Annotated in this window: 10 protein-coding genes; 6 read left to right on the top strand and 4 right to left on the bottom strand. The window is 60.4% G+C overall.

What is annotated here, in order from left to right:
- Positions 1 to 5 precede the first annotated feature (5 nt).
- The 4 genes from F2P67_RS11950 to F2P67_RS11935 all read left to right on the top strand — a co-directional run bounded on the left by F2P67_RS11950 (position 6) and on the right by F2P67_RS11935 (position 6,056).
- The gene (locus F2P67_RS11950; RefSeq protein ID WP_166220556.1) at positions 6 to 884 is read left to right on the top strand and encodes an acetaldehyde dehydrogenase (acetylating); all 879 of its coding nucleotides are present in this window, start codon (positions 6 to 8) and stop codon (positions 882 to 884) included.
- 22 nt (positions 885 to 906) lie between these two features.
- On the top strand, positions 907 to 2,094 hold the full coding sequence (locus F2P67_RS11945) for an aminotransferase class I/II-fold pyridoxal phosphate-dependent enzyme (protein ID WP_166220554.1): 1,188 nt from the start codon (positions 907 to 909) through the stop codon (positions 2,092 to 2,094).
- 105 nt (positions 2,095 to 2,199) lie between these two features.
- Entirely contained in the window at positions 2,200 to 3,723 is a 1,524-nt protein-coding gene (locus tag F2P67_RS11940) for an FAD/NAD(P)-binding protein (RefSeq protein ID WP_166220552.1), read from the top strand.
- A gap of 128 nt (positions 3,724 to 3,851) precedes the next feature.
- Positions 3,852 to 6,056 carry an OsmC domain/YcaO domain-containing protein gene (locus F2P67_RS11935; protein ID WP_166220550.1) on the top strand — a complete coding sequence of 735 codons (2,205 nt, stop codon included), beginning with the start codon at positions 3,852 to 3,854 and terminating at the stop codon, positions 6,054 to 6,056.
- Positions 6,057 to 6,117: 61 nt separating this feature from the next.
- Here the strand turns inward: F2P67_RS11935 and F2P67_RS11930 are convergent, their stop codons facing one another.
- Together F2P67_RS11930 and F2P67_RS11925 are read right to left on the bottom strand one after the other, a co-directional pair.
- Positions 6,118 to 7,299, bottom strand: coding sequence for a PAS domain-containing sensor histidine kinase (locus F2P67_RS11930; RefSeq protein ID WP_166220548.1), 1,182 nt, complete (start codon positions 7,297 to 7,299; stop codon positions 6,118 to 6,120).
- Positions 7,289 to 8,104 (bottom strand): alpha/beta fold hydrolase, encoded by an 816-nt coding sequence (locus F2P67_RS11925; RefSeq protein WP_166220546.1) that lies wholly within the window; start codon positions 8,102 to 8,104, stop codon positions 7,289 to 7,291. Before F2P67_RS11925 ends, F2P67_RS11930 begins: the two co-directional genes overlap by 11 nt.
- A 196-nt stretch (positions 8,105 to 8,300) precedes the next feature.
- Here F2P67_RS11925 and F2P67_RS11920 point away from each other — a divergent pair, with 196 nt between their 5' ends.
- Positions 8,301 to 8,996 carry a tRNA (adenine(22)-N(1))-methyltransferase gene (locus F2P67_RS11920; protein ID WP_246226491.1) on the top strand — a complete coding sequence of 232 codons (696 nt, stop codon included), beginning with the start codon at positions 8,301 to 8,303 and terminating at the stop codon, positions 8,994 to 8,996.
- A gap of 66 nt (positions 8,997 to 9,062) precedes the next feature.
- Here F2P67_RS11920 and F2P67_RS11915 read toward each other — a convergent pair whose 3' ends face one another.
- Positions 9,063 to 9,254: a PLDc N-terminal domain-containing protein gene (locus tag F2P67_RS11915; protein WP_166220544.1), complete on the bottom strand. Its 192-nt coding sequence runs from the start codon at positions 9,252 to 9,254 to the stop codon at positions 9,063 to 9,065.
- A gap of 231 nt (positions 9,255 to 9,485) precedes the next feature.
- On the opposite strand from F2P67_RS11915, the gene F2P67_RS11910 reads away from it, so the two are divergent.
- Positions 9,486 to 11,405, top strand: a complete 1,920-nt coding sequence (locus F2P67_RS11910; protein WP_166220542.1) for a tyrosine-protein phosphatase — start codon at positions 9,486 to 9,488, stop codon at positions 11,403 to 11,405.
- Between the two features lie 41 nt (positions 11,406 to 11,446).
- On the opposite strand, the gene F2P67_RS11905 is transcribed toward F2P67_RS11910, so the two are convergent.
- Complete coding sequence (locus F2P67_RS11905; RefSeq protein WP_166220540.1) at positions 11,447 to 12,424, bottom strand: helix-turn-helix domain-containing protein; 978 nt, start codon at positions 12,422 to 12,424, stop codon at positions 11,447 to 11,449.
- Positions 12,425 to 12,667: the final 243 nt, after the last annotated feature.

Below are 12,667 nucleotides of genomic sequence, written 5' to 3'. Positions count from 1 at the left end.
TGAACATGACTTTGAAAACCGCCATCATCGGCAGCGGCAACATCGGCTGCGACATCCTCTGCAAAGTGCTCGCCCACCCACAACTGGACTGCACGCTGGTTGCCGGCCGCTCGCTGAACTCGTCCGGCCTGGCCTTCGCCCGCGAGCGCGGCGTCGCAACCACGGCGGACGGCATCGAGGGACTCTTCGCGCGCATCAACGATTTCGACGTGGTGTTCGACGCCACCTCGGCCGCCGACCATGAACAGCATGCGCCGCGCCTGATCGACGCCGGCAAGGCGATCATCAACCTGACCCCGGCGTCGCTGGGCGAGTTGTGCGTGCCGTCGCTCAATGGCGTCGAGCTGGCCGACGCCAACAACATCAACATGATCACCTGCGGCGGGCAGGCGTCGATTCCGCTGGCGGCCGCCATTGCCCGGGCCAATCCGGGCGTGCGTTACATCGAAGTGGTGTCGTCGATCAGCGCCGAAAGCGCAGGGCCGGCGACGCGGCGCAACCTCAGCAACTACATCACCACCACCGAAAATGCCCTGAGCCATTTCACCGGCTGCAAGGACGTCAAGGCGATCCTCAACATCAACCCGGCCAAGCCGAACGTGTACATGCAGACCGCGGTGTCGGCATTGATCGAGCAGGTTGATCTGGTTGCCACCCGTCGTGAAATCGAGCGCGCCGTGGCGCAGGTGCAATCGGCGGTGCCGGGGTATGAAGTGATCGTTGATCTGCATTACAGCGAGGGGCGTCTGTTCACCATGGTGCGCGTCGAAGGCGCCGGGGATTTCCTCGATCCGAGCGCCGGCAACCTCGACATCATCACTGCGACCGCCACGCACATGGCCGCACTCATGGCGCGCGGCCGAGTGGCCGAGCGCGCAGCCTGAGTCAGGAAAACGGAGCGACTTTATGCCTACTCTTTCGCCCGATCTGGAATTTGCGCGGTTTTGCCCGATCCTCGGCGTCGTGCAAAAGGTCAGGGACATGCAGCAACCGGTGATCGACCTGGGCGTCGGTGTGCCGGGTTTTCTGCCAGCGCCGCATATCGTTGAAGCGGCGGTCAAGGCTGCGTGCGAACACAGCGGCGGTTATGGCTCCAGCCAGGGGGATGCGGCGTTGCTGGCCGCCTACCTCGGCTATTTGCATGGCCAGGGTTTCGACTTTTATTCCACGAAGAATCTGGTGGCCGGCCTCGGCGCCAAGCACCTGCTATTCAGCGTGCTGCGCGCGATCATTCAGCCGGGCGATGAAATCCTTGTCGCGACGCCGTGCTGGCCGACTTATTTCGACATTGCCGATCTGGTGGGCGCGGGTGTGGCTAACGTCGTCTGCACGGCACACACCGGCTACAAGATGACCGCCCAAGCCCTCGAAGCGGCGCTTTCGCCGCGTGTGCGGGTGGTCATGCTGAATTCGCCGGGCAACCCGACCGGCGCGGTGTACACGGCGCAAGAACTGGAAGCATTGGCGGTTGTGCTGCGCAAAAAAGACGTCTGGATCATCTCCGACGACGTCTACCAGCGCTTCGTCTACGACATCCCTGATTGCCCGAACCTGCTGACGGTCGCGCCGGACTTGCGCGAGCGCATCATCAAGATCGACAGCGTTTCCAAGATCTACGGCATGCCGGGATGGCGCGTCGGTCTGCTGGCGGCCAGCGAGCGAATCGCCACGGCCGTGACCACGCTCAATTCCAACTCGATCTCCAATCTGCCACCGATTCCCGCAGCGGCGGCAGCGGCGGCGTTCAAGGGTGATCAGGGGTTTTCCTTTGCGGCCAAAGAGCGTCTGGCGACACAACGACAGGCGTTGCTCGAGGTTCTGCAAGACGCGCCACACCTGAAGTTCTGTGCGCCACAAGGCGCGTTTTACCTGTTCATGGATATCAGCCAGACCCTCGGCAAATCGCTGCGCGGGAAAGTGATTACCGATGACGAAGCGTTCTGCTCGTTGTTGCTCGACGAGTACGGCGTGGCGCTGATTCCGGGCAGCTTTTTTGGCGCGCTGGGGCATGCGCGCTTGTCGTACTCAGGTGCTGCCGAACAGGTCAGCGCCGGCGCGGTGCGCATCAGAGAGTGCCTGACAGCCATCGAATGACCCGCGCTGCGGCGGCTGTGGAGCAGGGGCGTGAAACACCCCGACTCGCGGCCGCCAGGCCAGCGGCAACGGAAGGAAAGCGGTTCTAGATAAGGAAAGACCTTGATGAAAAATGCTTTTGCAATCGTCGGCTGCGGCGCGACGGCTATCGCATTCCTGCAGCGTCATCTGGATCGCGTCGCGGCAGGCAGCGCGCCGGCCGGGCCTGTTTATCTGTTCGAAAAGCGTCAGGAATTTGCGCGTGGCGCGGCGTACGAGGCCGATCTGCCGAGCAATATTCTCAACACCAAAACCGGTTTCATTTCGCCTTATCCGCATCTGCCCGGGCATTTCCATGCCTGGCTCGAAGCGCATCCGGCGGCGTGGCGCGCTGCGTTTCCTGATTTTCAGCCATTGGCCGAAGGCTTCGCACCACGGGCGCTGTTCGGCGTGTACCTGCAGGATCAGTTGCGCAAACTGGTGCTGCGTGGCGCTTCGCTGGGTTGTCAGATCGTTTTGATGAACGCCGAAGTCTGCGCCATCGACCTGATTGACGGCATGGAGACCGTGCGCACTCGTTGCGGCGTGAGCCTGTCCACGCAAAAGGTTTTTCTGTTCTGCGGGCCGCTGGGCAAGAAGCCTGACCCGGCGCGCCATGACGAGCGCGTGCTGCCGACGCCTTATCCGGTGTCGCGGCTGCTGCAGACCATTGCTGCGCATGAGCGGGTGGCGGTGGTCGGCGCGCGGTTGAGCGCCATCGACACAGTGATCGCGCTGATCGAGGGCGGCCATCGCGGGCCGATTCGCATGCATTCGCGAAGTGGTTATTTCCCTGTGGTGCGCGGCACGCAGGAGCGCGTCGAGCTGAAGTATCTGACCCGCGAAGGTGTTCGCGCACTGGTCGCGCAAAACGGGCCGTTGCAGATCAGTGATCTGGTCGGCCTGTTTCGCAAGGAGCTGGCCGCTCACGATCCCGGCTCGACCAGTGCCGTGATCCCGCTGCCGGCGCCGCCGAGCGACATTCAGGGTTTCATCGAAAACGAAATCAGCGTGTCGCAGGCACCGCGCATCTGGCAGGCGATTCTCTACGCCACCAACGGCTTCGTCGAACACCTGTGGCAGGCGCTGGATGACGCGGCGCAAGCGCGCTTCATGAGCGAGTATTTCAGTTTCTTCATGGCTTACCGCGTGTCGATTCCGACGCAGAATGCGCGCAAGATCCTCGGTTATCTACGCAGCGGCCAGCTCGAATTCGTCGCCGGCGGCTTTGCCGCGCCCGAGTCGACGGAGCGCGGTGAACTGCTGCTGCGCGGTGCAGGCTGGGCGCATGAATATGATCGGCTGATCTATGCCACCGGTTTTGCCCGCGACGCCCATGTACTGGATTCGACCTTGCTGGCTTCGTTGATCAAAAACGGTGTGGCCAGCAGTCATCCGATGGGCGGAATCTGCGTCGATCCGGACACCTATCGCATTCAGGGGCGGGTGGGCGCGGCGCGGCAGATTTATGCGGTCGGCGAGCTCACGGTGGGGCAGTTTTTCTTCACTTCGGCGCTGGAGATCAACGGCCGCCACGCCTTCCGTTGCGCCGACGCGATGCAGTGGGGCGAGCACGCGCAACGGCTTGAACGTCTGGAAGAACACGTCTGATCAGGTCGATGCCCGCAGCCCCCGGTCTGCGGGTTGCCGGCCAGCGGCGAATCCCGAAAGCACAAGACTTCCCGCTCAAAAACCGGATAATGGCCGCCATTCGTTTAGCCGTATTCTGGTAATCCCGCATGGAAATCAAGGTCAACTTTCTCGACAACCTTCGACTTGAAGCCAAGTTCGACGACTTCACGGTGATCGCCGATCAGCCCATTCGCTACAAGGGCGATGGCTCGGCACCGGGGCCGTTCGACTACTTCCTGGCGTCGTCGGCCTTGTGCGCGGCTTACTTCGTCAAGCTGTACTGCGAGACCCGCAACATCCCGACCGACAACATTCGTCTGTCACAGAACAACATCGTCGACCCGGAAAACCGCTACAACCAGATCTTCAAGATTCAGGTTGAACTGCCGGCGGACATTTCCGAGAAGGATCGCCTGGGCATCCTGCGTTCGATTGATCGCTGCACCGTGAAGAAAGTCGTGCAGACCGGCCCCGAGTTCATCATCGAGGAAGTCGAGAACCTCGACGCCGATGCGCAGGCTCTGCTGATGCCAGCGTCCACGTCGGGCGCGGGCACCTGCATTGCCGGCAAGGACTTGCCGCTGGAGCAGACCATCGCCAACATGTCGGGCATTCTTGCCGACCTCGGCATGAAGATCGAAATCGCTTCCTGGCGCAACATCGTGCCCAACGTCTGGTCGTTGCACATCCGTGATGCGCAGTCGCCGATGTGCTTCACCAACGGCAAGGGCGCGACCAAAGAGGGCGCGCTGGCCTCGGCGCTCGGTGAGTTCATCGAGCGGTTGAACTGCAACTTCTTCTACAACGATCAGTTCTGGGGCGAAGATATCGCCAATGCCGAGTTCGTGCATTACCCGGACGAGCGCTGGTTCAAGCCCGGCGCGAAAGATGAATTGCCGACGGAAATCCTCGACGAGTATTGCCTCGAGATTTACAACCGCGACGGCGAACTGCGCGGCTCGCACCTGTACGACACCAACTCCGGCAACACCCAGCGCGGCATCTGTTCGCTGCCGTTCGTACGTCAGTCGGACAACGAAGTCGTGTACTTCCCGTCCAACCTGATCGAAAACCTGTTCCTGAGCAACGGCATGAGCGCCGGCAACACCCTGGCTGAAGCACAAGTGCAGTGCCTGTCGGAAATCTTCGAGCGCGCAGTCAAGCGTGAAATCCTCGAAGGCGAAATGGCCCTGCCAGATGTGCCGCAAGAAGTGCTGGCGAAATACCCGGGCATCCTCGCCGGGATCAAGGCGCTGGAGGAGCAGGGTTTCCCGGTGCTGGTCAAGGACGCGTCGTTGGGCGGTGAATTCCCGGTAATGTGCGTGACCTTGATGAACCCGCGTACCGGCGGCGTGTTCGCCTCGTTCGGCGCGCACCCGAGTTTCGAAGTGGCGCTGGAGCGCAGCCTCACCGAGTTGCTGCAGGGCCGCAGCTTCGAAGGTCTCAATGATCTTCCGCAGCCGACGTTCTCGGGGCAGGCCGTGACCGAACCGAACAACTTCGTCGAGCACTTCATCGATTCCAGCGGCGTGGTGTCGTGGCGCTTCTTCAGCGCCAAGGCCGATTTCGAGTTCGTCGAGTGGGACTTCTCCGGCAATGGCGAAAACTCCAACGCCGAAGAGGCCGCGACACTGTTCGGCATCCTTGAAGACATGGGCAAAGAAGTCTACATGGCGGTCTACGAGCACATCGGCGCCAAGGCTTGCCGCATCCTGGTGCCGGACTACTCGGAGATCTATCCGGTCGAAGACCTGATCTGGGACAACACCAACAAAGCGCTGCAATTCCGTGCCGACATTCTCAACCTGCACAACCTGAGCAAAGTCGGCCTGCGCAACCTCGCCAAAGGCCTGGAAAACAGCGAGCTGGACGATTACACCGACATCACCACGCTAGTCGGCATCGAGTTCGACGACAACACGCCGTGGGGCAAGTTGACCATTCTCGAACTGCGTCTGCAGATCTACCTCGCCTTGCAGAAGTACGAGCAGGCCAAGGATCTGGTCGAAGCGTTCCTGCAATACAACGACAACACCGTCGAGCGCGGCTTGTTCTATCAAGCGGTCAACGTGGTGCTGGAGATGGAGCTGGACGAGGATCTGGCGCTGGAAGACTACGAAGCGAACTTCCGCCGCATGTTCGGCGACGAGCGCATGGACGCGGCGATCGGTTCGGTCAACGGTAGCGTGCGTTTCTATGGTTTGACGCCGACCAGCATGAAGCTGGAAGGTCTCGATCGCCACCTGCGTCTGATCGACAGCTACAAAAAGCTGCACGCGGCGCGAGCAAACGCGGTAGCAGCAGGGCGCTGACAGCGCTTTTGCCCAAGCACAAAAAAGCCAGGTTGATACCTGGCTTTTTTGTCGGTGACGGTTAAGTCGCCTTGCCCGTTGCCGGTAGCACCACAGTGAATGTCGTGCCTTGTTCAGCGACCGAGGTGACTGACACTTCACCGCCATGAGACCAGGCGATTTCCCTGATGATGAACAAGCCAAGGCCGACGCTTCGCGCGTCGCTCTGGATTGCCGTGCCACGGGTCATCGGTTCGAACAGTGCGGCCATCAAGGCTTGTTCAATGATCGCGCCGCAGTTGTGCACGGACAGCACGGCCTGGTCGTCTTCGAGTCGCGATGTGATGGTGATCGGTTGTGTCAGGTCGCCGTAGGCCACGGCGTTGGCGACCAGATTGCCGATGACTTGCTGCACCCGGTCTGCATCTATAAACGCCAGGCCGCTGCCTGTGCTTTGGTGAATTAGCGTCGCCTGAATAAACGCTACACGCAGTTCATCAACGCTCTGGCTGACCAGCGCATGAAAGTCCAGAGACGTCGGTGCGATGGAAATCCCACGCCCGGCCCGGGCCAGGGCGAAGTCCAGCAGGTCGGCCACCAAACGGTCGGCGCGGTCGGCGGACTGGCTGATGTGCCCGAGCATCTTGCTTTCTCTTTCGGTGCGCTCGCCGCGAGCCAGAATCTGCGAGGCCATTTTTATCGCAGTCAACGGGTTCTTCAGGTCGTGGCTGACGATGGCGACCATTTGTTCGGCAAATGAAGCGCGGCGTTGCGACTTTTCGTAAGCGATGTTCAGCTCATCCTGGGCCCTGCGCAGCGCTTCTTCGGCGGCGGTTTTTTCCTTCAGCAGTGCTTCGGCGGTACGGCGGGCGTTGAGCAGTTCGCGCTCATATTTGTCACGGTCGGTGGTGCCAAACAGCGCCAGTTCATAAAAGGCGCCGCTGGCGTGTTCGCGGCGCACGCCGTTGAGCAACATGGTCACCGTGCGTTTTTGCGGGTGAAGCAGATCGAGTTTGACCTCGGCCACCGAGCCTTGCATCTGCATCAGCGGCGCCCAGTGGGTCTGGTGAAAGATCCGCCCGCCCATGGTCAGCAAGTCCTGAAAACGCCGGCCGACCAGCGCTTGAGCGTCGCAGCCGAGGGATTGGCTGAACGTGCGGTTGGCACGCAGGATCGTGCCGTCCTCTTTGGTCACTACCAGTCCGCACGGCGCGTCATCGAACAGTTGCTGAACATCGGGCAGTGGCTGCAGATCAGACGGCATGTGCAGCCTTGAATGTCGCCAGGAAGCTGTCCATTGCCTGGGAGCAGGCACTCGGCGCGCTCATGTGCGGGCAATGCCCGACGTTCTCGATGAGCGCGTAAGTGCTGTTGGGCATTGCCGCGTGCAGGTATTCGCCGACCGCAACCGGGGCGATCAGGTCGTCGGTCGATTGCAGGATCAGCGTCGGGGTCTCCAGGCCCTGAATGTCCTTGCGGTTATCGGAGGTGAACGTCACGCGGGCAAACTGCTTGGCAATATCGGGGTCGGTTCGACAAAAACTGTTGGTCAGTTCTTCGCCGAGCGCCGGTTGGCCCGGCGCGCCCATGATCTGCGGCGCCATGGTGCTCGACCAGCCGAGGTAGTTGCTGTCGAGGGTGTGAAGTAACGAATCGATGTCTTCAGATTTAAAGCCGCCCACGTAGTCGTCGCTGTCGATGTAGCACGGTGACGGGCCAATCATCACGTGGGCGGCGATCTTGCCCGGCAGCAACCTGTCCGCCAGAGCGCCGATCATGCTGCTCACGGAGTGGCCGACAAGAATCACCGGGCCGCGGGCGTAGTGTTCGACGATGTCCTTGAGGTCTGCGGCGTATCCGGACAGCGCGTTGTATTTCTCATGGTCGTACGCGCCGCTATCTGACTTGCCTGCACCGACCAGGTCATACAGGACTACCCGGAAGTTATCGGTGAAATGCGTGACGAGATAACGCCACATCGACTGATCACAGCCAAAACCGTGGGAAAAAATCAGTGTCGCGGGACCGTCACCCATCACTTTCACGTTATTGCGATGTTGAAGATCCATTCACCTTACCCCGAGTGCGCCAAATGCATTTTCAGCGCTGTCGGCAGTGTAGTTAGTCAGGGCAGGACGGTCACGTGATAAAGCAGCCCGGAGCGACGCTCGGCAAATAAAGTTGAATTGCCCGGCCCGGCCGGACAGAATCGCGCCCCGATCCGGCCAGTGGCGCCGGACGTTCAGGTTGAAAAGAGGCGGTTTTTTGAACGAGCAGACATTGTCCATGCGTCTGGAACGTGTGGCAGCGCTTGTGCCGGCGGGCGCGCGGCTGGCCGATATCGGTTCGGATCACGGTTATCTGCCGGTGGCCTTGCTGCGCCGTGGCACGATTTCGGCGGCGGTGGCGGGGGAGGTGGCAATGACGCCGTTTCATTCGGCCGAGCGCACGGTTCGCGAGAATGGCTTCGAAGCGCAGATCAGCGTGCGCCTGGCCAATGGCCTGGCAGCGATCAAGCCGGACGACGGTATTTCCGCGATCAGCATCTGCGGCATGGGTGGCGAAACCATTCGCGACATCCTCGACAGCGGCAAAGCGCACTTGAACGGGCACGAACGTCTGATCCTGCAACCCAATGGCGGCGAACAACCGCTGCGCCTGTGGCTGATGGAAAACGGTTACCGCATCGTGTGTGAAGAGCTGCTGCGGGAAAACCGCTTCGATTACGAAATCATCGTCGCCGAACGTGATGGGCCGGTGCTCTACAGTGCTGAAGAACTGTACTTCGGCCCGTTGCAGATGCAGGCACGTACGCCGGCGTTTCTGCGCAAATGGCAGCATCGCTTGAGCCAGAAGCAGAAAACCCTCAGTCAGTTTTCCCGTGCCCGGGAAGCGGTGCCGCAAGAGAAGGTGCAGGATGTGGCGCGACAGGCGCGCTGGATTCTTGAGTTGCTGGCGTGAGGCGGGCGCTGGTCTTGGAGCATTAATAGACGACGCTTCCTTGCGTCTGACCCTGATCGATCAGGATCACTGATTTACATGCTTGGGCCCCGCCAATGCCCAGGCGATCAAACCCAACAACGGCACAAACACGATCAATACAATCCACACGCCTTTGTTGCTCGATTTCCCCTCACTCTTGCGCACGCGGTTGATGGCCCAGAGCTCGATCACGAGAAGAACTGCTGCCAGTACGATCCACACGGTTTCGATTTGCATTGGCTACCTCCTGATGGTCTTTCAGTTAGGTGGCCGGTGCTGGCGTGGGTTCATTTAATTTGTCGAGGTGTTTTGCCTGCTTGGTGAGTGCCGGCCGCTGATTCACGGACAGAATGCGCCGGTCATGGACCGAACGCGCAGCCATTTTCATCCTGTCTCAATCTGTCATATTTGGTATCAGTTACTTTACAGATAGTGGTCAGCCCAACGCTTATTCAATGAGGCTGCACTGTGTTTCAACGTCTTGTGTGTTCGCTGTCCGTCTTGAGCCTGTCCATCGCCGCCGCTCACGCTGCCGAGCCGGTTACCCTCGATACGCCGCATCTGCGCAGCATCGATAACTTCCGTGACATCGCCGGCATCACCACCGCGTACTCCACCGCCCATGACGGCACCATGCGTGCGGGTGTGTTCTACCGTTCGAACGCGCTGACCCCGTCGCCGGCTGATCTGGCGACCCTGAACAGTCTGGGCATCAAAGCGGTTTACGACTTGCGCACGCCGAGCGAAATTGCCGGTACGCCGGACACTATGCTCACTGGCGCGACTTACCAGAATATCGACATCATCGGCAGCACCACGTCCGGGTCGAACATCACCACCGTGTCGTTCAAAAGTGCCGCCGACGCCATCGCGATGATGCAGGAGACCAACCGCGCCTTTGTCAGCGACGCGGGGATGCGCGGCCAGTTCGGCAAACTGTTCAATGAACTGGCCAGTGTCGATGCCGCACAGTTGTTCCATTGCACCGCCGGCAAGGACCGCACAGGCTGGACTGCCGCTGTTCTGCAAAGCATTGCCGGTGTCGACAGCGCAACCATCATGGCCAACTACCTGGCGACCAACGATTACACCGCTGCCCGGGTCGCCGCGACCCTCAAGGCCTTGCCGCCGAGCATGGCAAGCATTTACGCGCCGCTGCTCGGCGTCGAGGCCAGTTATTTGCAGGCGGGCCTCGATGAAGTCACTGCTCAGTACGGCAGCATGGACAACTACCTCAAGCAAGGCTTGGGGCTGTCGCAGGAAACGATTTATGTGCTGCGCGGCAAAATGGTCGAGTACAACAGTTTGCCGGGGCAGGCTGGCCTGATCGGCAACGCTGCCGCTGGCGCCGAATTGTTGCGTGAATTGCAGAACAGCAAACTGTCCGGCACTTACAGCGCCTACAACTATTACCTGCAATCGGCGATTGACGCCGGCACGCTGGGTGGCGTCGAGTCGACTGTCGGTGGCCAGGTGCATGCAGACGCGGCCAGTTACTTGCTGCGTCAGAACGCAATGATCGAACAGGCTGCCGCGCCGTTTGCCAGTGGTACAGACCTCAAAGTCGGCCAATACCGTCTGTGGAGCACGGCGCTCGCGGGTTACCTGGGCACCGATGGCTCGGCCCATGCCGAGAGCAGCAACGAACACAGTCAGGGACTGATGGTCGGCATCACTCAACGGCTTTCCGAGCAGCTTAGCGCTCGCGGCGGTATTGGTTACAGCAAGGGAACTGTGGGTGGCGCGGGAGGCGAAGCCGATACCGATTTCACCTTCGTCAACGTCGGTGCCCGCTACGGCTTCGCCAGTCTGGAGCATGGCCTGTTTGTCGACGCCAATGCCAGTGCCGGTTATGTCGACTACGACAGCAAGCGTGATCTGGGCGGCGGTCTTGGTTCCGCGAAGGGCGACACACACGGTAACCTCAGTGGCGCCACATTGGCGCTGGGCTATCGCCTGCCGGTGAGCAGCGTGATTCTCGAGCCGAGCCTCGGCGTGCGCGTCAGCCATCTCGACCTGTCGGGCTTTAAAGAGAAGGGCAGCGAGTTGGCGCTGGATGTCGACGACAATAAAGAGACGCGGCGCAGCGCGGTGGCCAATCTCGATGTGTCCTTCGCACCGGTCGCCGTAGGCAGCTGGAGTCTGGTGCCGGGCTTGCGCGCAGGTTACGAGCACGTGCTGGGCGATCATCAGGTGGAGAGCGAGGGTCAATTGCTCGGACTGGACATCGAGCAACGCGCCGCTTTTGATAATCGCGACCAGTTCACTGGCGGCGTCAACGTCATGGCCAGCCTCGGCGCATTGAGCGTGGGTGCTGAAATCGGCGCCAGTGGCGGCGGCGACAGCCATGGCTTTAATGGTGGGCTCAAGGCGAGTTACGCGTTCTAGATCGGTGTGATCCCGGCTGCCTTTATATAGGCCGCCGGGTTTTAACGTCCGCCGCGTGATTGCAAATCCTTGGGGCTGACGCCGTAAGCATTCTGGAAATACTGACAAAACCGTCCGACATTGCTGAATCCAAATCGCAAGGCCACTTCGGTCACTGAGGCTGAATGCCGCTGAGCCAATGCTTCATGCGCGCGCTCCAGCCGCACTTGGCGCTGATACGCGACTATGGAAGTGCCGACAAACCGTCGAAAACCTTCCTGCAACGCACGCTGGCTGACATTGCTCAGTCGCGCTAAATCCACGCCGCTCACCAACTGTTCCGGGTGCTCTTGAATGAACTCGATCGCCAACTTCACGTGCCGTGGCGCAACCATCGGCGCCGGCCGGCGCATGGCTTCGGTGAAATTGTGCGGCCAGGCTTCGAGAACCGCGTCGATCAACATCTCCCGCAAGCGGGAAGGCATTAATGTGCCGCTGTTGATCAGTAAATCGAACTCGGTGCCTGTCGCCAGATCGATCAGCGCCTTGACGCCCTGAAACGCGGCGGTGTTCAGATCAACCGTGGGCGCGAAGTGCAGCTTCTCCAGAATCGGCTTGCCGAGCAGCGTCGATAAGCGCTCGGTGAGCTGACGGCGGTTGATCGACATGCCGTGATGGGCATGGTTGTCGCGAAACTGCATTGAGCGGATGTCGGCCTTGTCGATGGCCAAGCCGACGTGCGAGATCCCGATGGACTCGGCGGCGTGGTGGAAGACGATCTTGCCGGCGGTAGGAATGACGAAGGTGATTTCGTCTTGCGGGTCGGGGAAGCGAACGGTGAAGTCACCGTGGTAATGCATGCGTCGGAAGCTGACGCCTTCATGTCGACCGTAAACACCGCCGATGATGATGTTGGAGGGCGGAGGAGGGGAGTCGGCGTAACGGTTGCCGAACAGACTGGAGAAGAGTGCGCCGAAATCGTCGGAGCAAAGGTTTTCCGAGCGCAGGATGATTTTTTGGCGAGGTGAAGTTGGCAGCACCTGGGTGGTTCCTTGGTGGGAGGCTCTTGGGCGCGGGGACAAGTTGCGGCCACAGGAGGTTAGCAGGCAGGCATGACAGGTCTGTGACTGACCGAGTGTGAGTGGTTGGGCGTTCTCTCTATATATAAGAGGAAGGCAGAGCTGCGTTTGGGCTTTTTTGACCGATATGACAGATTTATGAAAATAGGGGTTGACGGCGAATTTCAGATGTCTATAATTCGCCCCACTTCCGGCGCAGTCGAA

It is taken from the genome of Pseudomonas atagonensis (assembly GCF_011369485.1).
Classification (GTDB): domain Bacteria; phylum Pseudomonadota; class Gammaproteobacteria; order Pseudomonadales; family Pseudomonadaceae; genus Aquipseudomonas; species Aquipseudomonas atagonensis.
This window is presented reverse-complemented; position numbering and strand designations above follow the sequence as displayed.

What these genes read in the sequence shown, in the direction of transcription:
- F2P67_RS11950 (WP_166220556.1), top strand. Translation starts at nt 6, where the DNA reads ATGACTTTGAAAACCGCCATCATCGGCAGCGGCAACATCGGCTGCGAC.
- F2P67_RS11945 (WP_166220554.1), top strand. Translation starts at nt 907, where the DNA reads ATGCCTACTCTTTCGCCCGATCTGGAATTTGCGCGGTTTTGCCCGATC.
- F2P67_RS11940 (WP_166220552.1), top strand. Translation starts at nt 2,200, where the DNA reads ATGAAAAATGCTTTTGCAATCGTCGGCTGCGGCGCGACGGCTATCGCA.
- F2P67_RS11935 (WP_166220550.1), top strand. Translation starts at nt 3,852, where the DNA reads ATGGAAATCAAGGTCAACTTTCTCGACAACCTTCGACTTGAAGCCAAG.
- F2P67_RS11930 (WP_166220548.1), bottom strand. Translation starts at nt 7,299, where the DNA reads ATGCCGTCTGATCTGCAGCCACTGCCCGATGTTCAGCAACTGTTCGAT.
- F2P67_RS11925 (WP_166220546.1), bottom strand. Translation starts at nt 8,104, where the DNA reads ATGGATCTTCAACATCGCAATAACGTGAAAGTGATGGGTGACGGTCCC.
- F2P67_RS11915 (WP_166220544.1), bottom strand. Translation starts at nt 9,254, where the DNA reads ATGCAAATCGAAACCGTGTGGATCGTACTGGCAGCAGTTCTTCTCGTG.